The organism is Pseudomonas sp. HMSC057H01, from assembly GCF_001836405.1.
GTDB lineage: Bacteria > Pseudomonadota > Gammaproteobacteria > Pseudomonadales > Pseudomonadaceae > Pseudomonas > Pseudomonas aeruginosa.
Genome location: NZ_KV828413.1, coordinates 56,090 through 82,051, shown reverse-complemented (window position 1 = coordinate 82,051; position 25,962 = coordinate 56,090). Strand labels below are relative to the sequence as shown.

Below are 25,962 nucleotides of genomic sequence, written 5' to 3'. Positions count from 1 at the left end.
GTGGTCTCAGAACTCTTCCCAGCCGTCTTCCTTGCGCGCCTTGCTGGCCCGCGCCATGCCGCTGCGGGCCAGCGGCGCCGGCGCGCTGGGGCGTGGCGCGGACGGCCGCGCGCTGGCGAGCTGGACCACGCTCGGCGGAGTGTCCAGCCTGAACACCGCCACCGACTGGTTGAGCAGGCCCGCCTGCTCCTGCATGGCCTCGGCGGCGGCCGCGGCTTCCTCCACCAGCGCGGCGTTCTGCTGGGTCATGTCGTCCATCTGCGAGACCGCGCTGTTCACCTCTTCGATGCCGGTGCTCTGCTCGGCGGAGGCGGCGGCGATCTCCGACATGATGTCGGTGACCCGGCGGATCGCTACCACGATGTCGCTCATGGTCTGTCCGGCCTGGGCCACCAGGGTGTTGCCGTTCTCCACCTTGTCCACCGAGTCGGAGATCAGCGTCTTGATCTCCTTGGCCGCGGCGGCGGAACGCTGGGCGAGGGTGCGCACTTCCCCGGCGACCACCGCGAAGCCGCGGCCCTGCTCGCCGGCGCGGGCTGCCTCGACCGCGGCGTTGAGGGCGAGGATGTTGGTCTGGAAGGCGATGCCGTCGATCACCCCGATGATGTCGGCGATCTTGCGCGCCGACTCGTTGATCGAGGACATGGTGCTGACCACCTTCTGCACCACGGTGCCGCCCTGGGTCGCCACTTCCGAGGCATTGGCCGCCAGCGAGTTGGCCTGGCGGGCATTCTCGGCGTTGAGCTTCACCGTGCTGGTCAGTTCTTCCATGCTCGAGGCGGTTTCCTCCAGGCTCGACGCCTGCTGCTCGGTGCGCGCCGACAGTTCGGCGTTGCCGCTGGCGATCTCGCTGGCGGCGGTGTTGATGGTGTCGGCGGCCTCGCGAATCTGCCCGAGCATCCGCGACAGGCTCAGCGCGGTCTCGTTGGAGAAGTCCTTGAGCTGGCCGAAGGTGCCCTGGTAGTCGGCCTCGATGCGCTGGGTGAGGTCGCCCTGGGCCAGCGCCCCGAGCATCCGCGAGACGTCGCGCAAGCCGCGGTCGGCGGTATCCACCAGGCTGTTCAGGTCCTTCGCCAGCCTGAGGAAGAAGCCTTCCTTGCCGGCCTCCTCGACGCGCTTGCTGAAGTCGCCGGCGGCCGCCGCCTGCACCAGTTGCGAGACTTCCTGCTCGGCGCGGTGTTCCTCGGTGCGGTCGGTCCATTGCACGGCGGAGCCGAGGCGTTCGTTGGCGTCGTTGAACACTGGCACCACGTCGAGGGAGAAGCGCCGGCCGCCGAGGTTGAGCTCGGCCTTGTGCACGCCGGTGAGGTTGGCCAGCAGGTGCCGCTGGTGCGCCGGGTTCTTGTGGAACACGTCGATGTTGGCGCCCAACAGGCGGCCGGCGTCGAAGTTCGGCAGTTGCTTGCGGATATCCGCTTCGGCGCGGCCGAGCATCTCGCTGACGGTGCGGTTCATGTAGATGATGTTGAGGTCGTTGTCGGCGATCATCACGTTGGCCGAGACGTTGTCCAGCGCGCTCTTGATCCGCGCGTTGTAGGCCGCCGTGGCCAGTTGCGCCGAGGTCGCCTCGGCGGCCCCGCGCAGGCGCTCGCGAACGCCGTCGATGGCTTCGGTGATCTGCGCCTTCTTGCCCGGCAGGCGGTCCATCAGCGGCTCGAAGTTGCCCTGGCCGTAGGCGGTGACCACGCTGACCACCTTCATCTTCACCGCGATGTGCGCGGCCACCAGTTCGTTGACGCCCTTGGCGATGCGCGCCGCGCGGCCTTCTAGGCGTTCGGCGGGAATCGTCTGGTCGATCCAGCCGGCTTCGTGCTGGCGGCTCATCTCCGCCAGCCCCGCCTCCAGGCTTTCCACCTGCTGGAGTTCGGCGCGTTGTTCGCGCAGTTGCCGCTGTAGCGCCCGCAGGCTGTCGTAAAGACGCTCGTAGCCGGGCGCCGGGGCCTCGCCGACGGCGGTGTCGAGCTGGCCGTCGGCGAACGACTGGAGGAGCGTGGCGATCCGGTCGGCGCGTTGCTGCGCCACCGCATGTGCATTGAACAGACCCATTTCGATATCCCCTGCCTATCCCTCGTTGGCGCCGCTCAGGCCGCGGCTTCGTCGACCAGCGCCATTTCGCGGCTGGTCATCAGTCTCTCGATGTCCACCAGGATCAACATGCGCTCGCCCGCGGTGGCCAGGCCGAGCAGGTATTCGGTGTCGAAGCTGGCGCCGAACTCCGGCGGCGGCCTGATCGCGTCGCCGCCCAGGGCGATCACGTCGGATACCGAGTCCACCACCACGCCGACGATGCGCCGGCCGATGTTGAGGATGATCACCACGGTGAACGGGTCGTAGGTGACCTCGGCGAGGTGGAACTTGATGCGCAGGTCGACGATCGGCACGATCGCCCCGCGCAGGTTGATCACGCCCTTGATGAAGGGCGGCGCGTTGGCGATCGCGGTGACCTGGTCGTAGCCGCGGATCTCCTGCACGCGGAGGATGTCGATGGCGTACTCCTCGCGGCCCAGGGTGAAGGTCAGGTATTCCTGCGCCGGGCCGTTCGCCTGGCTTGCCTCAGTGCCGTTCATCGGCGGTGTCCTCCCGCGCCGCCAGGCGTGGCAGCGCATCGACGTCGAGAATCAGGGCGACGCTGCCGTCGCCCATGATGGTGGCGCCGGCGATACCCTCCACGCGGCGGAAATTCTGTTCCAGGCTCTTGATCACCACCTGCTGCTGGCCGACCAGTTCGTCCACCTGCAGGGCGAAGCTGCGCCCCTCGGACTCGAGGATCACCACGATGCCCTGCTCCGGCGCCGGCGCTTCGCCGCCGATGCGCAACAGCTCGTGCAGGCTGAACAGCGGCAGGTACTCGCCGCGTACGCGGATCATCGCGTTGTCTTCGCCGCCGAGGCCGCGCACGTCGTCGCTGCGCGCTTGCAGCGACTCGACGATGTAGGTCAGCGGAATCACGTAGTTGACCGCTTCGACGGCGACGATCAGGCCGTCGAGGATCGCCAGGGTCAGCGGCAGGCGGATGCCGATGCGAGTGCCCATGCCGGGCGCCGAGTCGATGTCGATGCGCCCGCCCATGGCACCGATGTTGCGCTTCACCACGTCCATGCCGACGCCGCGTCCGGACAGCTCGGTGACCGTCTCGGCGGTGGAGAAGCCGGGCATGAACACCAGTTGCCAGACCTCGGCGTCGCTCATCCCGTCATGCACCGGCAGGTTGCGCTCGCGGGCCTTGGCGAGGATGCGCGGACGCGACAGGCCGCGACCGTCGTCGGAAACCTCCACCACCACGCTGCCGCCCTGGTGGCTGGCGGCGAGCTTCACCGTGCCGCTCGCCGGCTTGCCGGCGGCGAGGCGTTCGGCGGGCGTTTCGATGCCGTGGTCGATGCTGTTGCGGACGATGTGGGTGAGCGGATCGCTGAGTTTCTCGATCACGCTCTTGTCCAGTTCGGTGTGCTCGCCGTGCAGGTGCAGCTCGACCTGCTTGCCCAGGCGCGTGGCGGTGTCGCGCACCAGCCTGGGGAAGCGGCTGAAGATGAAGTTGATCGGCAGCATGCGGATCGACATCACCGATTCCTGCAGGTCGCGGGTGTTGTGTTCGAGCTGGGCCAGGGCGTGCTGCAGGCGCTCGTGGCGGCTCGGGTCGAGCTGCTCGCCGAGCTGGCCGAGCATGGCCTGGGTGATCACCAGTTCGCCGACCAGGTTGATCAGGCTGTCGATCTTTTCCACGCTGACCCGGATCGAGCCGGACTCGCCGTCGCCACGCACCGGCGCGACTGCGCCCCTGGCCGGCGCGGCGACGGCTTGCGCGGGCGCGCTGGGCGCGGCGGGGCTGCCGGGGGCGCCGTCGAACAGGCCGAAGGCGCGTTCCTCCGTGGGCGGGGAGCCCGGCGCGTCATCGAAGAGGCCGAACGCTTCGCTCGCGGCCGGTGCGCCGGGCGCCTCGTCGAAGAGCCCGAACGCTTCCGGCGCGGCCGCTCGTTCCGGAGCGCCCGGGCCTTCGTCGAAGAAGCCGAAGGCATCGTCGTCCGCGGTTTCCCTGGCGGGCGCGTCGTCGAACAGGCCGAAGCCTTCCTCCGCCGCTTCCTGCTCCGGCGCACGCAGCCAGCCGCGCAGCCGCTCGACCGTCTCCAGCAACGGCACCCCGGGGTCGGGACGGCCGCTGCGATGGGCGTCGAGCAGGCGCTGCAGCACGTCGCGGGCTTCGAGGAAGGAGCTGATCATGTCCGGCCGCAGGTGCATCTGGCCGCAGCGGATGCGGTCGAGCAGGGTCTCCAGTTCGTGGGTGACGGCGGTGATGTCGTCGAAACCGAACATTCCGCTGGAACCCTTGATCGAATGCGCGGCGCGGAAGATGCCGTGCAGCGTCTCGCTGTCCGGCCGGTCCAGGTCGAGACCGATCAGGAGGAGTTCGAGGGTGGCCAGGTGTTCCTCGGTTTCCTCGAAGAACACCTGGAGAAACTGGCTCATATCCTGGGGCATGGGACCTCCCCCGCGGGGGAACGGGAATCAGGGCAGGACCTTGCGCGTCACTTCGAGCAGTTTCGGCGGGTCGAACGGCTTCACCAGCCAGCCGGTGGCGCCGGCGCTGCGTCCCTGCTGCTTCATCGCGTCGCTCGATTCGGTGGTCAGCATGAGGATCGGCACGCTGCGGTAGCCGGCCAGGTTACGCAGGCTGCGGATCAGCGATAGGCCGTCCATGTTCGGCATGTTCTGGTCGGTGAACACCAGGCTGTAGCTCTTGCTCTGGGCCTTGCCGAGGCCTTCCTTGCCGTCCGCGGCCTCGTCTACCTCGTAGCCGGCGGACTTCAGGGTGAAGCTCAGCATCTGGCGGATAGACGCCGAGTCGTCGACGATCAGAATCGGTTTGCCCATGGTCTTGCGTCCTCACGGTGTCCCTACCGCAGCGCCAAGTTCGGCGGCGAAGGTGGTGTGTGCCAGGTGGCTGTGACGGAGGGCTCTGATGGCCCTTTGCTAGTTCCAGTAAAGACAATGTCCGGTGGATTTCAATTATTGGCGCCGGTTTCTCGTCGGATAGTTATCCGGTTAGACGGATTGGCTATCGATACCCCTCAGAACAATTCCACTTCGCCCACGTTGACGCTGTTCTGGCTCACCGGGCTGGGCAAGGGCCGGCGCAGTTCCTCGACCTCCCGTGCGACCCGTTCGGGCCATTCCTGGCGCGGCCGCGCCTCCAGCGCGCCGAGGCCGAGGGCGAAGGCGCCAAGACGCGCATGGTGCTTGCGCATCTGGCCGAGCAACTGGCTGCCCATGTCCTGGAATTGCAGGGCGGTGACCGCCGCATCGACGCCCTGGCCGACTTCCAGCGAGAGCCGGTCCAGTTCGTGGATGACCTTCAGGGTGTGCCGGTTCATCGCCTCCAGGTCATCGAGCATGCCCTGGATCTTCTGCTTGGAATCGAGGGCGAAGGACATGTCCTTGTCGGCCAGTTGCGAGATCGCGCTCTCGGCGTCCTGGATCTCGTGGTGGACCACGTCGACGTGCTTGCGGATGGCGGCGGAAAACTCCGTGGAGCGGGTCGACAGCGCGCGCACCTCATCGGCGACCACGGCGAAGCCGCGGCCGCTCTCGCCGGCTCGGGCGGCCTCGATGGCGGCGTTGAGGGCGAGCAGGTTGGTCTGCTTGGCGATGGCGTCCATGTCCTGGGTCGACTGCAGGATCTCGGTGATCTTCAGGCGCACCTGGTCCATGCGTTCCACCAGTTGCTGCGAGGTCCGGCTGGTTTCCAGGGTAGCCTCGACGAACAGGCTGAGGGTCTGCTGGGTGGTCCTGATGAAGTCCTGGAAGTTGATGCCTTCGTCGACCTGGCCGCGCCCGTCGTAGCGCTCGATCAGTGAATGGGACAGGCCGCGCTGGGTATCGATGCGTTCGGCGAGGCCGTGGAAGCTGTCGCTGAGCTGGCGGATCGCCGAATGCAGCAGTTCATCGATCTGCCGGGCGTGGCCGTCCAGTTGCGCGGTTTCGTCGGCGAGCGCCCGTTGCGCCGCGCTCCAGGCCGGCGAAGCGGCATCCGCCTGCGGGCTGGCATTCGCTACCGCTTGCCGAGGGTCGCGCAGGAGGAGGAAGAGCATGGCCAGGCTGGCGAACCAACCGAGCGCCAGGGCCAGCCAGACGCCGAGGCCGACGGCATGCAGCCCGGCGCACAACGCCCAGGGTAGGGAAAGCAGGCCCAGCTTCAGCAGCAGGGGCCGGGATGGTAACGAAACACCGAGGGACTCGCGCATGCTGCACTCCATGTGCCGGATCGGAGCAGGGCTTCCAGGTGGTCCCGGGACCGTGCGGAAGACACCTTCCAAGCTCGTCGGCGGCGTTTTCTAAAACTAGAGTCCCAATCGGTAATGTCAAACTGCCGTTTTTCCGGCGAGGCCGGTGCCAGGGCCTTTTCCCGGTTGCCGAAGCGACGGATGGCTGGCGCTAGCCGGTTGGGAAGGCGGAGAAGCGCCGGGCCAGGTCCTGGCGGCGGAAGTAGTCGACGACGAAGTCGACGAAGACCCGGGTCTTGGCCGGTAGCAGCTTGTTCGCCGCGTAGTAGAGGCTGGTGTTGCCGGCGTCGACGTACCAGTCCGGCAGGACCCGCACCAGGGCGCCGGACTCCAGGTAGGCATAGGCGTGCTGCATGCATACCAGGGTGATGCCCAGGCCCATGGCGGCGACCTCGCAGGTGGCTTCCGGGTCGCTCATGGTCATGCGTTCGCGCAGCTCGATCGGCGCCTCCTCGCCGTTGCGCCGGCGCAGCGGCCAGGAGCGCACGCGGCCGGTCTGCGGCGAGCGGATGCGGATCCCGTCGAAGCCGCCCAGGTCGCCTGGATGGCGGATCGGCGGCTTGTCGCGGAGGTAGGCGGGCGAGGCGAGGAGGATCAGGTGGCCCGGCGTCAGGTTGCGCGCCACCACCCCGGGAGGAGGCAGTTCGAAACCGCCGCCGATGGCGGCGTCGAAGCCTTCGCCGATGAGGTCGACCTGGCGATTGTCGAAATGCCAGTCGGGCACGATGTCGGGATAGCGTTCGAGGAACTCGCCGAGCAGCGGCAGGATGTAGTCGCGGCCGAAGGCCAGCCCCATGCTGACCTTCAACGTGCCGCTGGGTTGGTTGCCGACGCTGGAGACGTTGGCGAGAGCGGTCTGGATGCCCTCCAGGCTGCCGCCGACCTCTTGCAGGAAACGCTCCCCGGCTTCGGTCAGGGTCAGGCGCCGGGTGCTGCGCTGGAACAGGCGCACGCCGAGGTTGCTTTCCAGGCGGGCGACGTTCTTGCCCACCCCGGCCGGCGTCAGGCCCAGGCGCCTGGCGGCCTCGGCGAAGCTGCCGGCCTCGGCGCTGCGGACGAAGCACTGGATATTGCTGAGGGTTTCCATGGGAAAGGGCCCGCATAAACCATTGGTATCGGCTGAATATAGCGATTACCCGCTACCAGGTCTGCAATGGACGGCGGAAACTCGGGGCCTGTCTATCCACTCCGATGGAGATTTCCATGTCCGTATCCTCTGCATCCCTCGCCGGCAAAGTCGCCTTCGTCCAAGGCGGTTCCCGCGGCATCGGCGCCGCCATCGTTCGCCGGCTGGCCGCCGAAGGCGCCAGCGTCGCCTTCACCTACGTCAGCTCGGCGGACAAGTCCCGGGCCCTGGCGGCCGAACTCGAAGGCGCCGGAGCCAGCATCCTGGCCCTGCATGCCGATAGCGCCGACGCGGCGGCGCTCGTCGCCGCCGTCGACGAAGCGGCGGCTCGCTTCGGACGCATCGACATCCTGGTCAACAACGCCGCTGTCCTCGCCCTCGGTTCGGTGGAAGAGCTGCCGCTGGCCGACTTCGAGCGGACCCTGGCGATCAACGTGCGCAGCGTCTTCGTCGCCACCCAGGCGGCGGTCAAGCACATGGGCGACGGCGGGCGGGTGATCAGCATCGGCAGCACCAATGCCGAACGCATGCCGTTCGCCGGCGGCGCCACCTACGCGATGAGCAAGTCGGCGCTGGTCGGCCTGACCAAGGGCCTGGCCCGCGACCTCGGCCCGCGCGGGATCACGGTGAACAACGTGCAGCCGGGTCCGGTGGATACCGACATGAACCCGGACGACGGCGACTTCGCCGAGACCCTCAAGGGCCTGATGGCGCTGCCGCGCTACGCCCGCAGCGAGGAAATCGCCAGCTTCGTCGCCTACCTGGCCGGGCCGGAAGCGGCCTACATCACCGGGGCCAGCCTGACCATCGATGGCGGTTTCTCGGCCTGACCCGGGGCGCCTCGTTCCGCCCGGCGAAGTAGCCCCTCTCCCCGACCTTATGGCCAGACGTTCCCTCCTGAAGGGAGAGGGCGAGGGGAGAGGTTCCGCTTATCGCACCAGGAAAGGCGAAGCCCCCTCTACGACACCGGTCTCGCTGACGTAGCGCTTCCAATGCTCGATCAGCTCCGCCAGCTTGCCCGGCTGGCTGTCAGCGAGGTCGTGGATCTCGCCCGGGTCGCGGGCCAGGTCGTAGAGCTGCCAGGTGGCCGGGCCCACCGGGGCCGGCAGGTACACCGCCTTCCAGTCGCCCTGGCGGATCGCACGCATGCCGAACAGCTCCCAGCCGGTCACGGTGTTCTCGTCGTGGGCCGCCTCGGTCTCGCCGGAAAGCCAGCCCAGCCACGACCTGCCGCGCGGTTCGGCGATCTCGCGGCCGCGCCAGCGCTTGCCTGGGTGGCGGACACCGGCGAGGTCGAGGAGGGTCGGGGTGACGTCCATCACCGTGGCGAAGGCATGGCTGATCGCGCCCTGCCGGCTTAGCCGCGGGTAGCGCACCAGCGCTGGCACGCGAATGCCGCCCTGGGTGGTGAACGCCTTGTACAGGCGCGACGGCGCGGTGGCCGCCTGGGCCCAGCGCGGGCCATACCAGACGTAGGAATTGGCGCGGCCGATGTTCTCCAGGCTGTTGTCGTAGTGCCGGTCGAGAAAGCCCAGCAAATCCGGGCCGAATTTCGGAAAGGCCTCCAGCAGGGCGCCTTCGGCGCCGTTGTCGGACATGAACAGGACGAAGGTGTTGTCCAGCTCGCCCTGCCGACGCAGGTAGTCCACGACCCTGCCGATGTTCCAGTCCATGCGCTCGACCATCGCCGCGTAGACCTCCATCGCCCGCGCCGACTTCGCCCGTTCCTCGTCGTCCAGGGCTTCCCACTCGCGGCTCAGGGCGAGCACCGGATGGGCTTCGACGTCCGCCTCCACCAGGCCCAGCTCCTTGAGCCGGGCCAGGCGTTCCTGGCGCAGCGCCTCTGGGCCGGCGTCATAGCGGCCGCGGTACTTCTCGACGATCTCCTGCGGCGCCTGTAGCGGCCAGTGCGGCGCGGAGAACGGCAGGTAGGCGAAGAACGGCCGGCTCTGGTCGCGCTCCTTGAGGTAGTGCAGCAGCTTGTCGCCGAAGGCATCGGAGGAATAGAAACCCTCCGGCAGCGTGTCGAGGTAGCGCTCGTCTTCCACGTAGAGCGCCGGCGTGCCCTTGAGGATGCGCGGAGTGCTTTCGTCGTAGGGAGGCTCGAAGCCGTAGTGGTTGGCGGCGCCCGGCAGCAGCGAGAAGGAACGCTCGAAACCGCGTGCATGGGGCGTCTGTTCCGGCTTCAGACCGAGGTGCCACTTGCCGGCCATGAGGGTCTGGTAGCCGGCCTCGCGGAGCAGCTCCGGCAGCGCCACCACGCGCTCGTTGAGATGCCCTTCGTAACCCGGCTTGCCTGCCAGTTCCGGGGTCAGCGCCTCGGCCATGGTGCCGATCCCGGCGATGTGGTGGTCGGTGCCGGTGAGCAGCATCGAGCGGGTCGGCGAGCAGGTCGAGGCGGTGTGGAAGTCGGTCAGGCGCAGGCCGGCGATGGCCAGGGCGTCGAGGTTCGGCGTGGCGATCTCGCCGCCGAAGGCGCCGATATCGGAGAAGCCCAGGTCGTCGGCGACGATCACCAGGAAGTTGGGGCGTTTGCTCATGCGCGGGTCTCGTCTGGATGGGAGGAGAGGGTGGGGCCCTCGCCCCCGCCCTTCCCGCAGGGGGAAAGGGCCAGGGCAAGGGGCTTTTCAGCAAGCGAGGAATTCGAAGGGCAGGTTTTCCACCCGTCGCGGCGGCGGCGCGACGTACTCGCCGTCGGCGGTCAGTTCGTGCAGCAGCGCTTCGCGCTGGCGCAGGAAGTCGAAGCCACCGCGCTCGCGCGGGTGCGCCAGGTCCACCTCGACCACCCGCCTGATCCGCCCCGGGCGCGGCTCCATCACCACCACCCGGTCGGCCAGGTAGAGCGCCTCCTCGACGTCGTGGGTGACCAGCAGGGTGGTGATGCGGGTGCGCCGACGGATCGCCAGCAACTCTTCCTGCAACTGCTGGCGGGTCAGTGCGTCGAGGGCGCTGAACGGCTCGTCGAGCAGCAGCAGGCGCGGGCTGGCCACCAGGCCGCGGGCGATCGCCACGCGCTGGGCCATGCCGCCCGACAACTGGTGCGGGTAGGCACGCTCGAAGCCGTGCAGGCCGACCAGGCGGATGTATTCGTCGATCCGCGCCGCCTTGTCGGTTTCGCCAAGGGCTTCGTTGACCAGGCCGAGGGCGACGTTCTGCTGCACCGTCAGCCAGGGGAACAGGCGGTGCTCCTGGAACACGATGCCGCGTTCGCCGCCGATGCCGGCGATTGGCCGGCCGTCGACGCGGATCTCGCCGTCGTAGTCGCGGTCCAGGCCGATCAGCAGGCGCAGCAGGGTCGACTTGCCGCAGCCGCTGGCGCCGACGATGGCGATGAACTCGCCCTCGCCGATCTCCAGGTCGAACTGCTGGATCGCTTCCAGTCGCCGGCCGTCCACGGCGAAGTGCTTGCGCACCTGGCGGAAGCTGACCAGCGGGGTGCCCGTGGCGGGTGCGGTGAATGCGTTCATGCGTGTCTCCAGCGCGTGGCGCGCGCTTCGATGCGTTGGCCGAGAGCATTGAGCAGGGCGCCGGTGAGGCCGACCAGGAGCATGCCGGCACCGATCAGGTCCATGCGGAACAGTTGCTGGGCGCCGATCATCAGGCTGCCGATGCCGCCGTCGGAGGGCATGAAGTACTCGGCGCCGATGGTTCCCAGCCAGGCGTAGATCAGCGCCAGGCGCAGGCCGGCGAACACCGACGGGGCGGCACCCGGCAGGACCAGCCGGAGCAGCCGTCGCCAGGGACCCAGGCGCAGCACCCGGGCCGCCTCGCCGAGGCTCGGCGGCAGGCTGGCGATGCCGCGCTGGGTGGCCAGCAGCAGCGGGAAGAAGGCGGCGATTGCGACGAACGTCAGCTTGGCCGGTTCGCCCAGGCCGAACCAGGCGGTGAGCAGCGGCACCCAGGCGAAGATCGCCACCTGCCGCAGTGCCGCGAAAGTGGGGCCGAAGAAGCGTTCCGCCGGGCGCCACAGGCCGAGCAGCAGGCCGCCGAGGAAACCCAGGCCGCCGCCCAGCAGGAGGCCGCCGAGCGTGCGCTTCAGGCTGTCGAACAGGGCGCCCGGCAGGCTGCCGTCGAGCGCTCCGCTCCAGGTCGCCCGCGCCACTTCCAGAGGGCTGGCGAGGATCGCCGGATCGACCCATTCGGCGCTGCTCGCCGACTGCCACAGGAGCAGCAGCGCCAGCGGCGGCAGCCAGACCTGCAGGCGCTGCCAGCCGCGTCCCGGCGGGCGCCGGCGGAATTCGCCGGTGGCGGCTTGCGGCCAGTGCAGCAGGCGGCGGTCGAGCCACTGGATGGCGCGGTCCATGCCCACCCCGACCAGGCCGATGACGAGGATGCAGACGAACACGATGTCGAGCATGAACAGTTGCCGGCCCTGCACCATCAGGTAGCCGATGCCCTCGCTGGAAGCCAGCAGCTCGACCGCCAGCAGCGAGGTCCAACCCTGCGCCAGGGCCAGGCGCAGCCCGGTGAGGAAGGCCGGCAGCGCCGCCGGCAGGATCAGCCGCCAGACCAGCAGGCGTGGCGGCAGGCGCAGCACCGCGGCGGCTTCGCGCAGCTTGGGCTGGGCGTCGCGCACGCCGACCAGGGTATGGATGGTCACCGGCACCACGACCGCTTTCACCAGCACCACCAGCTTGAGCAGTTCGCCGATGCCGAAGAACAGCATGAACAGCGGGATCCAGGCCAGCGTGGGGATCTGCGCGAGGGCGCTGAAGGTGGGGAAGACCAGGCGCTCGGCACGCGGACTGAAGCCCAGCCAGGCGCCTAGCGCGGCGCCGCTGGCGACCCCGGCGAGCAGGCCCCAGGCCAGGCGCCGCAGGCTGATCGCCAATTCGCTCCAGAGTTCGCCGGCGAGCAACTCGCGGGCGCTCTGCCAGACCAGCTCGGGAGTCGGCAGCACCTGGGCCGACATCCAGTGGCGATGGCTGGCGACCCACCACAGCAGCGCCAGCCCGAGGGGCAGCAACCAGGGCAGCAGGCTGTCCCCCAGGCGCCGGGCGAAAGCCGCGGAGGGCGGCGGCGCCAGGCGCGGCAGGGGCCGGCTCCAGGCGGGCGAAAGGGTTTTATCGATATTCTTCATGGGAATATAAATCGCCGCATCAATGCATTTTTTCGCTAAGAAGGGTCATTTAAAGAAAGGCGCCAGGCAGCGGCAAATGCATTTGGAGAATATTTTCCATGCTCTGGCTGCATATGACGCGGAGAGGCCCGTGCGGCCTGTCATACTGCTTATGGTTATAAAAAAATGAATTTCTATTATTTATTTTCGAGGCGCCGCTGTGCATAGCTAGCCGCTCACCCGCTCCCGGCGGGAATCCCTCTCTTCCCGTTCCAAGGAGCCGCCCCATGAAAGCGCTTACGTCTTCCCTGCTCGGTCTGTTCGCCGCGCCTGTCCTCGCCGGCCTGCTCGGTGCCTACGTGCCGCTGGCGAGCGCCGCTCCGCCGAAGGAAATCCGCATCGCGGTGCCGGACGTCAGCGCCGGCAGTTCGCACTCGGGCGGCGGCGTGGTCGACGTGCTCTACACCCGGCAGTTGCTGGAGAAGGAGTTCGCCAACGACGGCATCGCGGTGAAATGGAGCTTCTTCAAGGGCGCCGGTCCGGTGGTCAACGAAGCGTTCGCCAACGGCCAGGTGGACTTCGCCTACCTCGGCGACCTGGCGGCGATCATCGGCAAGTCCGGAGGCCTGGACAGCCGCCTGCTGGCCGCTACCGCGCGAGGGGTCAACCACTATCTCGGCGTGCAGCCGGGCTCCGGGATCAAGACCCTGGAGGATCTCAAGGGCAAGCGCGTAGGCATCTTCCGCGGCACCGCCAGCCAGTTGTCGTTCGACAATGCCCTGGCCAGCGTTGGTCTCAGCGAGAAGGACCTGAAGGTGATCAACCTCGATTTCAGCGCCGCCCTGTCCGCCCTCGCAGCCAGGCAGATCGATGCCACCTGGGGCCTGGCCGGACTGTTCGCCCTGCGCGACCGCGGGCTCGCGGAAATTCCGCTGAGCACCCGCGACTTGAACGGCGCCGGCACCCTGCAGGCGCTGCTGGTCGGCTCCGGGGCTTTCGTCGATGCCCATCCGGACATCACCGAGCGGCTGCTCAAGGTGCAGTTGCAGGCCCAGGACTGGCTGGCCCGCGAGGAGAACCGCGACGCCTACATCGAACTGGTGTCGAAGCAGGCCAGCTACCCGGTGGTGATCCTGCAGAGCGAGTACCGTGGCCGCAAGCTGGGCGACGCCCTGTCGCCGCGCCTGGACGCCGATTTCCTTGGCCGGCTGGATGCTTCGATCCAGGCGGCCAAGCGTTTCGGCCTGATCCGTCGCGAATTCAGCGCCGAGCAGTGGGCCGCGCCGGAACTGCTGGAGGCGGCCGGCAAGCTGGCGAAGGCCAAGGCCGTGGCGCAGGCGGCGGAGTGACGCCGAGCCGCGGCCCGGGGCGTCACCAGATCGAGCGGGAGTAATCGACGACCAGCCGGGTTTCGTCGATGTCGCCGTCGAGATAGCTCGCGTTGCCCCGGTGCCAGGCCTGCGAGGTGCGCAGCGCGAGGCCGGCGAGGGGGCCCGCCTTGACCCGGTAGGCGAAGCCGAGGTCGCTTTCCCGGTGCCGCCCGTCACGCCCGTAGAGTCCGGCGTAGATGCTCTCGGCGGCGCTGCTGGCGCTGGCCCCGGCACGGCCGCGGGCATGCAGCGCGTGCAGGCTGAGCCCAGGCAGGCCGAGCGCGCCGAGGTCCAGGTCATAGCGTAATTGCCAGGAACGCTCGCCCGGTCCGTTGAAGTCGGAGTAGCCCACCGAGTTGGCCAGTACCATGGATGCGCTGGAGCGCCCGTCGCCGAAGGCCATGTAGTCGAACGGCTGCTCGCCGTGGACACGCTGGTAGGCCAGGGTGATGCGCTGCGGTCCCTGTTCGTAGCCCAGGGCCAGGGAGCTGGCCAGGGTGTCGATGCGGCCGAAGCGGCTCTGGCCGCTGTCGCGGGTGCGGTAGGCGTCGAGGTCGACCCGCAGCGCGCGCTCCCCGCCCAGCGGCTGGCGATGGCTGGCGCCGAAATAGGCCTGCTGCCAGATGTCGTCGAAGCGCGAGGCGTAGAGCGACAGTTGCAGCCGCTCCGTGGCCTGCCATTGACCGCCGAGGAAGCCGACCGCGTCGAGGCGCACCGGATAGGCGCCGAGGCGTCCGTAGACGGTGCTGATGTCGCCACGGACCTTGGATTCGCCGGGGCCGGAGGCGGCGGTGAAGCGCCCGCCCTCGAGCAGCAGCCCGTCGAACGAGCGATCCTCCAGCAGCAGGCCGTAGGCCATGCCGGACAGCGTGCGGTTGCTGCTGGCGGCGAACACCGGCGCGCTGGTGGTGGTCTGGCCGTACTTCAGGCGGGTTTCGCCGTGGCGTAGCCTGAGGGCGCCGCCGACCTTGCCGTAGCGATGGTCGGGATGGCCGTCGGCGCCGACCGGCAGGTTGCCGGTGCCGGTGCGGCCGCCGCCGCTGTCCAGTTGCAGGCCGAGCATGGCATGGGCGTCGAGGCCGAAGCCGAGGCTGCCCGGCGTGTAGCCGGAGGCGAACTGGAGGCGCAGGCCCTGGGTGGTTTCCTCGCGGTAGCCGTTGCGCTCGCTCCTGGGCTTGAAGCGGTTGCGCCCGGCGTTGTTCGGGCTGTCGCGGTAGTCGCGGTTGAAGTAGTAGGTGCGGGCGAGGAACTGCAGTTCGCTGTCCTCGACGAAGCCCCCATCCCCGGCCGTCGCGGCCGCCCCTTCGGAAAGCGTGCCGGCGACCAGGCCGGCGAATACAGCGCGTCTGAGATTTTGCATTTATTGTTTTCTCCCACCTGAGTGCCAGGTGGGCGCAGTCTCGGAAGTCGCTCCGCAGGCCGCTTGTGTTTCCCTGCCTCGGCTTTTGCCGGGGCCTGCCATTGGCAGGGGCTGGCATGTGCAACGGCAGGCCGGGTCAAGCATTTCGGAAGTCACCGACGGAGAGTGTGGCGTCGGCCGTCATCCGCAACGGCCGTGGGCGGGAGCCTAGGCTCCCGATGCAACCTCGCCTCAGGGAATACGCTTCATGAACAACAAGACCCTATGCCCTTCGCTCTTGCTCTGCCTTTCGCTGCTCGCACCGCTGTCTTGTCTCGGGGAGACCGCCGCCGCGCCCTATCCGCTGGCCCACCCACCGCGCCTGGCCGACTACCTTCCGCCGCCGCCGGCGGCGAACTCGGCTGCGGCCGTCGCCGATCTCGGCGCGGTGCTGGAGGCGCAACGCCTGCGCACGCCCGAACAGGTACGCCGGGTACGCGCCCACGACCAGTGGGAGGACAACGTCTTCCCCTTCGCCGGCGACCTGCTGGGCGCGTCGTTCGACAAGGAACGCCTGCCGCTGACCCGGAGCTTCTTCAACCGCGCCCAGGAAAACCTGGTCGAGGTGCTGATGCCGGCGAAGAAGCACTTCGCCCGCCCGCGTCCCTACGAAGTGACACCGAAGGTGAAGCCGGTGCTGCCGCCGCCGGAGGGGGAGTCCTATCCCAGCGGCCACACCATGGACAGCTACTTCAAGGCCTCGCTGCTGAGCATGCTGGTGCCGGAGCATCACGATGCGTTCTTCGCTCGCGCCGAGGAGCATGCGCAGAGCCGGGTGCTGGCCGGCGTGCACTTCCCCAGCGACCTGGAAGGCGGGCAGACCGCCGCCGCGGCGCTGGTGGCGAGCCTGCTGGCCGATCCGGCGGTGGCCGCCGACTTTGCCGCGGTGCGCGAGGAGCTGCGCGGCGCGCTGGGGTTGCCGAAACTCCAGTAGAGGAAGGGAAACCGCGCGGCGGCTCAGGCCGCCGCGTGTTGCGCCTGGTCCAGTTCCACCAGCGTCTCGATCATCGCCTTGGCCGCCGCCGAAAGCCGGTAGCCGCTGCGGCTGATGATGCCGCAGCGGGCGCTGAGGCTATCCAGGTTCTGCGGCAGGTTGCGCCACTGTAGCGGTTGCAGTTCGCCGCGCTGCAGGTAGGGGCGCAGGGTCTCGTCGCTGGCGATGCCGATGGCGTCGGTCTGGCGGACGATGCGGATCAGCGCGTGCATGTTCTCGCAGCGGATGTTGGCGGCGAAGTCGATCTTGCCGCTGAGGTTCGCCAGCAGCTTGCGGATGCCCGGGGGAATCAGGGTCGAGGCCAGCGGGTAGTTGAACAGGTCGTTGGTGGACAGGCTGTCCTTGCCCAGCAGCGGATGTTGCGGACGGCAGAAGAACTGGCCGCGGCGCGGGGTCAGCGGGCGCGTCTGGAAGTTCGGGTCGGCCTCGAAGTCGCGGATGTCGGCGACGAAGAATTCGATCTCTTCGCGGAGCAGGGCGCGGCTGAGCTTTTCCCAGTTGTCCACGTCCAGGCTGATCTGCACCCGCGGGTGGCGGTTGATGAAGTCGGCCACCGCGTCCGGCACCAGTTGCTGGGCCGGCGCCGGCCCGCTGCCGAAGCGCAGCTCGCCGGTATCCAGCTTGTTCAACTGGGCGATCTCGTGGATCAGGTTGGCCGACCCCTGCACCAGGCTCAGCGCGTGTTGCAGCACCACCTGGCCTTCCGGCGTCGGGCGCAGGTCCTTGCTGCCACGGTCCACCAACTGGCAGCCAAGCTCCTGCTCCAGGCCCTGGATGCTGCGGCTGAAGGCCGGCTGGGTGATGCCCATGGCGTCCGCCGCGCGGACGAAACTGCGGTGTTCGGCGAGGGCGATGAAGTAACGCAGTTGGCGCAGATCCATGATGCTTTACCGGCATTGGAAATATTGGACAAAGGCATTTGCCGTTCGGGATGTGCTGGTTTTAAATGCAAGCTCTTATTCCGTCAACAAAGAACAAATTAGAAAAATATGCGATTTAGTAATAAGCATAGATAGACCCCAGGAGCTGAACATGGTCCACCGTGCCTTTGCCGCGCCACCTCCGCCGTTCCGAATGCCCTTCCGCGTCGCCGGCGGCTGTCGTCCCTGACAGTCGCCCGGGGCTGAGCCGTCCGCCGGCCCCCCTTCGAACCTTTCGCCAGATCGCTGCCTTGCGCGGCATGGCCGCCTGCTGCCTGCGTCCGGCTGTGCCGGAACCGAGGACATTCACGATGAAGTATCACTACCGCTTGCCGCTCCGCCGAACGCCGCCCGGCGGCTCCGACTACGCCCTGGCCCTGCTGCTCGCCCTCGGCGGTGCGTTGCCGGCCAGTGCCGCCGATGCTCCCGCGCCCGCCGAGGAGGCGCCGCCGCTGGCCGGCAGCGCACCGGCCAAGGCCGATACGGCCCTGGGCAAGGTTACCGTCACCGCGCGTCGCCGCGAGGAGGATTCGCAGAAGGTACCGACGCCGATCACCGTGCTCGGTGGCGAGACTCTCGAGGCCCAGCGCATCTCCCGGGTGCAGGACCTGCAGCAGGTGCTGCCCAGCGTCAATGTCGCCTACATCCATGCGCGGCAGTCGAGCGTCGCCGTGCGCGGCATCGGCAACAACCCCGCCAGCGACGGCCTGGAAGGCAGCGCCGGGATCTACCTCGACAACGTCTACCTGGGGCGGCCGGGAATGGCCGTGTTCGACCTGCTGGACATCGAGCAACTGGAGCTGCTGCGCGGTCCGCAGGGCACCCTGTTCGGCAAGAACACCACCGCCGGGGTGCTGAACATCAGCACCCGCGCGCCGACCTTCACTACCGAGCGCACCGTCGAGGTCTCCGGCGGGCAGGACGGCTACTTCCAGGGCCGCGGCACGGTTTCCGGGCCGCTCGGCGAAACCCTCGCCGGACGCCTCTCGGCCTATCGCACCCGCGACGACGGCTACATCAAGAACATCCACGACGACAACTATCTCAACGGCGGCGAGCGCCAGGGCGCGCGCGGGCAATTGCTGTTCGAGCCGAACGAGGACTTCAGCCTGCGCTGGATCGCCGACTACAACGAGGAGGATTCGAGCAACGGCAGCATGGTGGTCTACGGCGCCGCCGAGCGTTTCTGGCAGCGCGCCGCGCTGGTCGGCGCTTCGCCGTTGCGCGATCCGCAGCGCAAGAAGGTCAACATCAACGGCCGCCAGCACGTCAGCGTGCACCAGGGCGGCAGCTCGCTGGAGGCCAACTGGAACCTCGCCGGCGGCTACCGCCTGACCTCCATCAGCGCCTACCGCTACTGGCACTTCACCCCGGCCAACGACGAGCAACTGAACGTCTCGGCGATCAACGACACCGGGGTGGAAGTGCACGACCGGCAGTTCTCCCAGGAGATCCGCCTGGCCTCGCCCACCGGCGGTGCCTTCGACTACGTGGTGGGCGCCTACGCGTTCAGGCAGAACCTCGGCAACAAGACCTTCACCTCCTACGGACCGTTGGCCGACCTGTACCTGCTCGGCGCCAATCTCGGCGCACTGAACGACACCTACTCGAAGGCCAACGGCAAGATCGAGACCGACAGCTTCGCGCTGTTCGCCCAGGGCACCTGGCACCTCAGCGAACGCCTGGACTTCACCGCCGGCCTGCGCGGTACCTACGAGGAGAAGAACGCCAAGGTCGAGCGCTTCGCTCCGCTGGGCGGCGCGGCGGTCGGCGGGGTCGGCGCGGCGGTGCGCAACGGCCAGCTCGGTGCCTACGATTCCGGCGATCTCAGCCAGTACAACTTCGCCCCTTCGGCGTTGCTCAGCCTCAGCTACCAGTTCAGCGACGACCTGCTCGGCTACGCCAGCCTGTCCCACGGCGAGAAGTCCGGCGGGGTCAACCTGGCGGTGGGCAGCGCGCCGAGCGCCGGCGCCGATTCGCTGCTGGTCGGACCGGAGCGCGCCAACGACGCCGAGCTGGGCCTGAAGAGCACGCTCTTCGACCGGCGCCTGCTGCTCAACGCCAACCTGTTCTGGACCGGCATCCACGGCTACCAGGCCACCACCCTGTACCAGGCGCCGGGCTCGACGCAGTTGGTGCAGGTGCTGGCCAACGCCGGCAGCGTGCGCTCGCGCGGCCTGGAATTCGAGGCCACCGCGCTGCCGTTGCGCGGCCTGACCCTGAACTTCAACGGCTCTTACAACGACGTCACCTACCTGTCGTTCAAGGATGCCCCGTGCCCTGCGGAAGTCAGCACCCGGCCCGGCGCGCCGAGCAGTTGCGACCTCAGCGGGCAGCGCGTGGTCGGCGCCTCGAAATGGATCGCCAACCTCAATGGCGAATACCAGTGGCGCCTCGACGACCGCTTCCAACCCTACGTCAGCGCCAGCTACGCCTACCGCTCCGCGGCCGAGGGCACGCTGGACAACTCCGACCTTTCGAAGATCGACGGCTACGCCCTGGTGAACCTCGCCGCCGGCCTGCGCAGCGATCTCGGCGACGGCCAACTGGACACCTCGGTATGGCTGAAGAACGCCTTCGACAAGGACTACTACCTGAGCGCCTTCGCCAGCATCAACGGCTCCTACACCGCATCGGTGGGACAGCCGCGCACGCTCGGCGTATCGCTGCGCTACGACTTCTGAGCCTTCACCCACGCAGTACCCCACGCATGAGGAACATGACATGAGCAATGCAGCACAAGCCCTCGCCACGCCGGTACGGCTCGACGTCCGGCCGGTCGCCGGACGGATCGGCGCGGAGATTCGCGGCGTGACCCTGTCCGGCGAACTGGACGCCGCCACCGTCGAGGCGATCCAGGCCGCCCTGGTACGCCACAAGGTGATCTTCTTCCGGGACCAGAGCCATCTCGACGACCAGACCCAGGAGGCCTTCGCCCACTTGCTCGGCGAACCGGTCGCCCACCCCACAGTGCCGTCCCGCGAAGGCACCCGCTTCCTCCTCGAGCTGGATGGCGCCGAAGGCCGCCGGGCCAACTCCTGGCATACCGACGTGACCTTCGTCGAGGCCTACCCGAAGGCCTCGATCCTGCGCAGCGTGGTGGCCCCGGAGTCCGGCGGCGACACCGTCTGGGCCAACACGGCGAGCGCCTACGCCGACCTGCCGGCGGAGCTGCGCGAGCTGGCCGACCGGCTCTGGGCGGTGCACAGCAACGAGTACGACTACGCCGGGGTCAAGCCCAGCGCCTCGCTGGAGCAGTTGGAGAACTACCGCAAGGTGTTCACCTCGACCGTCTACGAGACCGAGCACCCGGTGGTCCGCGTGCATCCGCAAAGCGGCGAGCGGACGCTGCTCCTTGGCCACTTCGTGAAACGCCTGAAGGGTCTTTCGCAGCATGACTCGGCGCACCTCTTCGCGGTGCTGCAGGGGCACGTCACGCGCCTGGAGAACACCGTGCGCTGGCGCTGGCAGGCCGGCGACGTGGCGATCTGGGACAACCGCGCGACCCAGCACTACGCGATCGACGACTACGGCGACCAGCCGCGCGTAGTGCGCCGGGTGACCCTCGGCGGCGACGTGCCGGTAGGCATCGACGGGCAACGCAGCCGGACGATCCGGAAGGCATGACGGACCCGGCCCTCTCCTCGCCGGGGAGGGCGACCACAGGCAGAACGAACCCGCGAGGACCCCTTACATGAGCCAATCCGCCACCGCCCGGCAACCCGAACCCGAGGTCGCCGAGGCATTCCGCATCACCCCCCTGGAGGCGCCGCTGGGCGCCGAAGTCCGTGGCCTCGACGCGCGCCGGCCGCTGGCGCCGGAGCAGGTCCTGGCGCTCAAGCAGGCGCTGCGCGAGCACCACATCCTGGTGTTCCGCCAGCAGCACCTCGACGATGAGCAGTACTTGCGCTTCGCCACCCTGTTCGGCTCGGTGTTCCAGCCGCCGGCGGACATCCCGGTGCTGTCCTCGGGTGGCGACGGCAAGGTGCCGGAGATCGTCAAGGTGGCCAACACCGGCGACGGCGAACTGGGCAACTTCGCCCTGCCGGCACACATCGACCACCAATGGACGCCGGTGCCGTCCTCCGGCTCGTTGCTCTACGCGCTGGAGGTGCCGTCCAGTGGCGGCGAGACGCGCTTCACCAACCTGGCGCGCGCCTACGAGAGCCTCGACGAGGCGACCCGGCGCGAGATCGATGGCCTGCGCCTGATCAACTACAACCCCTTCATCCGCCTGCGCGAGGGCGGCTACGGCGGCGGTTTCGCCACCTACCGCACGCCGGACATCGAACCGATCCAGGGCAGCGAGCACCCACTGGTACGCACCCACCCGGAAAGCGGCCGGCGCGTACTGTTCCTCAGCGCCCACACCGAGGTGGAGATTCCCGGCTACGACCCCGCGCGGGGCCAGGCGCTGATCGGTCGCCTGCGCGAACATCTGGCGCGCCCGGAACTGAGCTACAGCCACGCCTGGTCGGTGGGCGACATCGTCTGGTGGGACAACCAGGCCGTGCTGCATGCGCGCAACGCCTTCCCGGCCAGCGAGCGGCGGCGCCTGAAGCGCATCAGCCTGGCGGGCAGCCGTCCGTTCTGAACCGGCATCCCCCAGCGTGCGCCGGCTCCTCCGTTGCCGACCGACGCCGGTCGCTGCGCACCGCTCTGGCGAGCCCCTTCCGTTCCGGCGAATAGCTAGCAGAACTGCGACATGCTGTCGCAGTTCTGCCATTTCTCCGCGTCTATCCTGCCCATAGGGCAATTCGCCTTTGGTCTAACGAGCTGGCCTGCAGCGCCCATGGAAAGGCGATCCTGACTTTGTAGTCAAAGTTTTGCTTTGCTACTTTGGCCAGGCATCAGGGATTGCTGATACAGCGTATTAAAAACATTAATTACCCCGGCATTCCGCGGCGCTGGCAGGATATTTTCCCGTCGAAGCCGTAGCGGCTTGACCTGATAGCCGGTCATTCACGGCAGGGATGTCATATTCTCGCGCGGGCTTCCCCGGATAGGCTGCACGCCAGTCAGGACGCGCCCGGCGGCGATGGGCGGGAATCGTTGGTCGGTTTATGACTTGTAGTTTCTATGTCGTATGCCTTCAGAACTTGTTGAAGGCTTTTCGGCTCGATTGCACAATGCCGCGCCAAGGTTCGTTCGCGAATCGCGGTATGTGAGCTAGACCTCCGCAGCCGGTGCGCCATCCGCAGTGCCCCGGACTACTCGACAATCACGCAGGAGATTCGTGAGTGCAGATCGGTGTCCCCCTCGAGACCCATGCCGGTGAGACGCGGGTTTCCGCCACCCCGGAAACCGTCAAGAAGCTGATCGGCCAAGGCCACCAGGTGATCGTCCAGAGCGGCGCCGGCGTCAACGCCAGCCAGCCGGACAGTGCCTATGAAGCCGCCGGCGCGACGATCGGCAGCGCCGCCGAGGCCTTCGGCGCCGACCTGGTGCTGAAGGTGGTCGCGCCCAGCGCCGCCGAGCTGGCCCAGATGAAAAGCGGTGCCGTGCTGGTCGGCATGCTCAACCCCTTCGACAACGAGAACATCGCCCGCATGGCCGAGCGCGGCATCACCGCCTTCGCCCTCGAGGCCGCGCCGCGTACCTCGCGGGCGCAGAGCCTGGATGTGCTCTCCTCGCAGGCCAACATCGCCGGCTACAAGGCGGTGATGCTCGCCGCCAACCACTACCCGCGCTTCATGCCGATGCTGATGACCGCCGCCGGCACCGTGAAGGCCGCCCGCGTGCTGATCCTCGGCGCCGGCGTCGCCGGCCTGCAGGCGATCGCCACGGCCAAGCGCCTGGGCGCGGTGATCGAAGCTTCCGACGTGCGTCCGGCGGTGAAGGAGCAGATCGAGTCGCTCGGCGCCAAGTTCGTCGACGTGCCCTACGAGACCGACGAAGAGCGCGAGTGCGCCGAAGGCGTCGGCGGCTATGCGCGGCCGATGCCGGCCTCGTGGATGGAGCGCCAGGCCAAGGCCGTGCACGAGCGCGCCAAGCAGTCGGACATCGTCATCACTACCGCGCTGATCCCCGGCCGCAAGGCGCCGACGCTGCTGCACGAGGCGACCGTGGCGGAGATGAAGCCGGGCTCGGTGGTCATCGACCTGGCCGCCGCCCAGGGCGGCAACTGCCCGCTGACCGAGGCCGACCAGGTCGTGGTCCGGCACGGCGTGACCATCGTCGGCCACAGCAACCTGGCCGCGCTGGTACCGGCGGACGCCTCGGCGCTATACGCGCGCAACATCCTCGACTTCCTCAAGCTCACCCTGAACGCCGAAGGCTTCAGCGTGAACCTCGAGGACGACATCGTCGCCGCCTGCCTGATGTGCCGCGACGGCCAGGCGGTGCGCAAGAACGGCTGAGCCGCTGCGTCGGGAAGCTTCGATAACGATAAATGCGCACGCCTCGCGCCTGCGCCCTGAAGACCGGTGAAAACGATGGATATCATTTCTGACGGGATCTACAACCTGATCATCTTCGTGCTGGCCGTGTACGTCGGCTACCACGTGGTATGGAACGTCACCCCTGCCTTGCACACCCCGCTGATGGCGGTGACCAACGCGATTTCCGCGATCGTCATCGTCGGTGCCATGCTCGCCGCCGCCCTGACCGTGACCCCGCTGGGCAAGGCCATGGGCACCCTCGCCGTGGCCTTGGCCGCGGTCAATGTGTTCGGTGGCTTCCTGGTCACCCGGCGCATGCTGGAAATGTTCAAGAAGAAAGCGCCGAAGGCGGGGGGCCACTGATGAGCATGAACCTGGTCACCCTCCTGTACCTCATCGCCTCGGTCTGCTTCATCCAGGCCCTGAAAGGCCTGTCGCACCCGACCACCTCGCGCCGCGGCAACCTCTTCGGCATGGTCGGCATGGCCATCGCCGTGGCCACCACCGTCGGCCTGGTGTTCAAGCTGGGCGCGGAGATCGCCACCACCGGCGTCGGCTACATCGTCGTCGGCCTGCTGGTCGGCGGCACCGCCGGCTCGATCATGGCCAAGCGCGTCGAGATGACCAAGATGCCCGAGCTGGTCGCCTTCATGCACAGCATGATCGGCCTGGCCGCGGTGTTCATCGCCATCGCCGCGGTGGTCGAGCCGCAGTCGCTGGGGATCGTCGCGCACCTGGGCGACACCATTCCCACCGGCAACCGCCTGGAGCTGTTCCTCGGCGCGGCCATCGGCGCCATCACCTTCTCCGGTTCGGTGATCGCCTTCGGCAAGCTCTCCGGCAAGTACAAGTTCCGCCTGTTCCAGGGCACCCCGGTGCAGTTCTCCGGGCAGCACCTGCTGAACCTGGTGCTCGGCCTGGCGACCCTCGGCCTGGGCCTGGTGTTCATGTTCACCGGCAACCTCACCGCCTTCGCCGTGATGCTGGCGCTGGCCTTCGTCCTCGGCGTGCTGATCATCATCCCCATCGGCGGCGCCGACATGCCGGTGGTGGTGTCGATGCTCAACTCCTATTCCGGCTGGGCCGCGGCGGGGATCGGCTTCTCGCTGAACAACTCGATGCTGATCATCGCCGGCTCGCTGGTCGGCTCCTCGGGTGCGATCCTCTCCTACATCATGTGCAAGGCGATGAACCGCTCGTTCTTCAACGTCATCCTCGGCGGCTTCGGCGCCGAAGCCGACGCCGGCGGCCCGGCGGGCTCCAAGGAGCAGCGTCCGGTGAAGTCCGGTTCGGCCGACGATGCCTCGTTCCTGCTGACCAACGCCGACAGCGTGATCATCGTCCCCGGCTACGGCCTGGCGGTGGCCCGCGCCCAGCACGCGCTGATGGAACTGGCGGAGAAGCTGACCCATCGCGGGGTCACCGTGAAGTTCGCCATCCACCCGGTCGCCGGGCGCATGCCGGGGCACATGAACGTGCTGCTGGCCGAGGCCGAGGTGCCCTACGAGCAGGTGTTCGAGATGGAGGACATCAACTCCGAGTTCGGCCAGACCGACGTGGTCCTGGTGCTCGGTGCCAACGACGTGGTCAACCCGGCGGCGAAGAACGATCCGAAGTCGCCCATCGCCGGCATGCCGATCCTCGAGGCCTACAAGGCCAAGACCGTGATCGTCAACAAGCGCTCCATGGCCAGCGGCTACGCCGGCCTGGACAACGAGCTGTTCTACCTGGACAAGACCATGATGGTGTTCGGCGACGCCAAGAAGGTCATCGAAGACATGGTCAAGGCGGTGGAGTGATTCCCCGCTGAGTCCACCAGAACCCCGGCCCAGGCCGGGGTTTTTCGTTTTCGCGGGTTGTCCGCGCAGCGTTCTCCGCCGCTTCCAACGGCGAAAACACCAGCCTTTCAGGAATATTTTTCATGCCCGCAAGGCATGGGTTTTTCGTCGGATCGCTGTAGCCCGCCAACCACGCGGCCTGTGGCGTGATGGGCGAAACCCATAGCTCCAGAAGTTATTTCCATAACAAAAATAATTACTTCAGGCGCTAAGCCTCCTTGCCAATCATGCAACTCCCTGCGCCGCTAGGACTCCAGCACGGACCTGAGCGGCCATCGAGTTCGTCAGTGCAAGGAGCTTTTCCATGGCAACCCCCCAGCCCGTCGATGCCCGCACGCAGCCCTGGCGCGAGACGCCCGGCGGCGACCTGGTGGCGCTCGGTCGGCCGGTTCGCCAGGCGTTGCACCTGGTTCGCCACAACCCGGCACAGGGTCGGGTGCTCAGCCGGCGCGAGACGATCCTGCTGGTCCTGTTCGCCCTGACCCTGCACGGAGCGGTGATCCATTGGCTGAGCCAGCAGAGAACCCCGGCGCTGCCCGAGGTGCCGCCACAGGTGCCGCCGATGACCATCGAGTTCACCGCCCCGGCGCCGCCGGTGGTG

20 protein-coding genes and 1 pseudogene are annotated in these 25,962 nt (G+C 68.0%); 10 read left to right on the top strand and 11 right to left on the bottom strand.

The window, feature by feature from the left end; all coding sequences use genetic code 11:
* Positions 1-6 precede the first annotated feature (6 nt).
* The 6 genes from aer2 to HMPREF2581_RS06855 all read right to left on the bottom strand — a co-directional run bounded on the left by aer2 (position 7) and on the right by HMPREF2581_RS06855 (position 7,362).
* Complete coding sequence (gene aer2, locus HMPREF2581_RS06880) at positions 7-2,046, bottom strand: aerotaxis transducer Aer2 (protein ID WP_003137052.1); 2,040 nt, start codon at positions 2,044-2,046, stop codon at positions 7-9.
* A 35-nt stretch (positions 2,047-2,081) separates the two neighbouring features.
* Positions 2,082-2,567 (bottom strand): chemotaxis protein CheW, encoded by a 486-nt coding sequence (locus tag HMPREF2581_RS06875; RefSeq protein ID WP_003083938.1) that lies wholly within the window; start codon positions 2,565-2,567, stop codon positions 2,082-2,084.
* Complete coding sequence (locus HMPREF2581_RS06870) at positions 2,554-4,473, bottom strand: chemotaxis protein CheA (RefSeq protein WP_003137053.1); 1,920 nt, start codon at positions 4,471-4,473, stop codon at positions 2,554-2,556. Before HMPREF2581_RS06870 ends, HMPREF2581_RS06875 begins: the two co-directional genes overlap by 14 nt.
* Before the next feature lie 27 nt (positions 4,474-4,500).
* Entirely contained in the window at positions 4,501-4,866 is a 366-nt protein-coding gene (locus HMPREF2581_RS06865; protein WP_003083943.1) for a response regulator, read from the bottom strand.
* A gap of 197 nt (positions 4,867-5,063) precedes the next feature.
* Positions 5,064-6,083 carry a methyl-accepting chemotaxis protein gene (locus HMPREF2581_RS06860; RefSeq protein ID WP_369810458.1) on the bottom strand — a complete coding sequence of 340 codons (1,020 nt, stop codon included), beginning with the start codon at positions 6,081-6,083 and terminating at the stop codon, positions 5,064-5,066.
* A gap of 343 nt (positions 6,084-6,426) precedes the next feature.
* Complete coding sequence (locus HMPREF2581_RS06855; protein ID WP_003137057.1) at positions 6,427-7,362, bottom strand: LysR family transcriptional regulator; 936 nt, start codon at positions 7,360-7,362, stop codon at positions 6,427-6,429.
* Between the two features lie 116 nt (positions 7,363-7,478).
* Between HMPREF2581_RS06855 and HMPREF2581_RS06850 the strand changes: the two genes are divergently transcribed.
* Complete coding sequence (locus HMPREF2581_RS06850; RefSeq protein WP_003083953.1) at positions 7,479-8,231, top strand: 3-oxoacyl-ACP reductase family protein; 753 nt, start codon at positions 7,479-7,481, stop codon at positions 8,229-8,231.
* 99 nt (positions 8,232-8,330) lie between these two features.
* On the opposite strand, the gene atsA is transcribed toward HMPREF2581_RS06850, so the two are convergent.
* The 3 genes from atsA to HMPREF2581_RS06835 all read right to left on the bottom strand — a co-directional run bounded on the left by atsA (position 8,331) and on the right by HMPREF2581_RS06835 (position 12,481).
* Positions 8,331-9,941, bottom strand: a complete 1,611-nt coding sequence (atsA, locus tag HMPREF2581_RS06845) for an arylsulfatase AtsA (protein ID WP_003137060.1) — start codon at positions 9,939-9,941, stop codon at positions 8,331-8,333.
* 87 nt (positions 9,942-10,028) lie between these two features.
* Positions 10,029-10,868: an ABC transporter ATP-binding protein gene (locus tag HMPREF2581_RS06840; protein WP_003137062.1), complete on the bottom strand. Its 840-nt coding sequence runs from the start codon at positions 10,866-10,868 to the stop codon at positions 10,029-10,031.
* A complete protein-coding gene (locus HMPREF2581_RS06835; RefSeq protein ID WP_003110981.1) occupies positions 10,865-12,481 on the bottom strand; it encodes an ABC transporter permease in 1,617 nt (538 codons plus the stop codon). Before HMPREF2581_RS06835 ends, HMPREF2581_RS06840 begins: the two co-directional genes overlap by 4 nt.
* Positions 12,482-12,747: 266 nt before the next feature.
* On the opposite strand from HMPREF2581_RS06835, the gene HMPREF2581_RS06830 reads away from it, so the two are divergent.
* Positions 12,748-13,809 carry an ABC transporter substrate-binding protein gene (locus HMPREF2581_RS06830; protein WP_003112655.1) on the top strand — a complete coding sequence of 354 codons (1,062 nt, stop codon included), beginning with the start codon at positions 12,748-12,750 and terminating at the stop codon, positions 13,807-13,809.
* Positions 13,810-13,831: 22 nt separating this feature from the next.
* On the opposite strand, the gene HMPREF2581_RS06825 is transcribed toward HMPREF2581_RS06830, so the two are convergent.
* Positions 13,832-15,190, bottom strand: coding sequence for an OprD family porin (locus HMPREF2581_RS06825; protein WP_003137064.1), 1,359 nt, complete (start codon positions 15,188-15,190; stop codon positions 13,832-13,834).
* Positions 15,191-15,437: 247 nt separating this feature from the next.
* Between HMPREF2581_RS06825 and HMPREF2581_RS06820 the strand changes: the two genes are divergently transcribed.
* Positions 15,438-16,163, top strand: coding sequence for an acid phosphatase (locus tag HMPREF2581_RS06820; protein WP_003137066.1), 726 nt, complete (start codon positions 15,438-15,440; stop codon positions 16,161-16,163).
* A gap of 23 nt (positions 16,164-16,186) precedes the next feature.
* Here HMPREF2581_RS06820 and HMPREF2581_RS06815 read toward each other — a convergent pair whose 3' ends face one another.
* Positions 16,187-17,104 carry a LysR family transcriptional regulator gene (locus HMPREF2581_RS06815; RefSeq protein ID WP_003137069.1) on the bottom strand — a complete coding sequence of 306 codons (918 nt, stop codon included), beginning with the start codon at positions 17,102-17,104 and terminating at the stop codon, positions 16,187-16,189.
* A gap of 350 nt (positions 17,105-17,454) precedes the next feature.
* Between HMPREF2581_RS06815 and HMPREF2581_RS06810 the strand changes: the two genes are divergently transcribed.
* The 7 genes and pseudogenes from HMPREF2581_RS06810 to HMPREF2581_RS06780 all read left to right on the top strand — a co-directional run.
* Entirely contained in the window at positions 17,455-19,827 is a 2,373-nt protein-coding gene (locus HMPREF2581_RS06810) for a TonB-dependent receptor (RefSeq protein ID WP_003083968.1), read from the top strand.
* A gap of 40 nt (positions 19,828-19,867) precedes the next feature.
* Positions 19,868-20,770, top strand: coding sequence for a TauD/TfdA dioxygenase family protein (locus tag HMPREF2581_RS06805; protein ID WP_003110976.1), 903 nt, complete (start codon positions 19,868-19,870; stop codon positions 20,768-20,770).
* 67 nt (positions 20,771-20,837) lie between these two features.
* Positions 20,838-21,737, top strand: coding sequence for a TauD/TfdA dioxygenase family protein (locus HMPREF2581_RS06800; protein ID WP_003137071.1), 900 nt, complete (start codon positions 20,838-20,840; stop codon positions 21,735-21,737).
* Positions 21,738-22,383: 646 nt separating this feature from the next.
* A complete protein-coding gene (locus HMPREF2581_RS06795; protein ID WP_003083972.1) occupies positions 22,384-23,502 on the top strand; it encodes a Re/Si-specific NAD(P)(+) transhydrogenase subunit alpha in 1,119 nt (372 codons plus the stop codon).
* A 75-nt stretch (positions 23,503-23,577) separates the two neighbouring features.
* Positions 23,578-23,886, top strand: coding sequence for an NAD(P) transhydrogenase subunit alpha part 2 (locus HMPREF2581_RS06790; RefSeq protein WP_003083974.1), 309 nt, complete (start codon positions 23,578-23,580; stop codon positions 23,884-23,886).
* Positions 23,886-25,322: an NAD(P)(+) transhydrogenase (Re/Si-specific) subunit beta gene (locus tag HMPREF2581_RS06785; protein WP_003083975.1), complete on the top strand. Its 1,437-nt coding sequence runs from the start codon at positions 23,886-23,888 to the stop codon at positions 25,320-25,322. Before HMPREF2581_RS06790 ends, HMPREF2581_RS06785 begins: the two co-directional genes overlap by 1 nt.
* A 343-nt stretch (positions 25,323-25,665) precedes the next feature.
* Positions 25,666-25,962 (top strand): annotated as a pseudogene (locus HMPREF2581_RS06780) (energy transducer TonB); the annotation flags it as partial.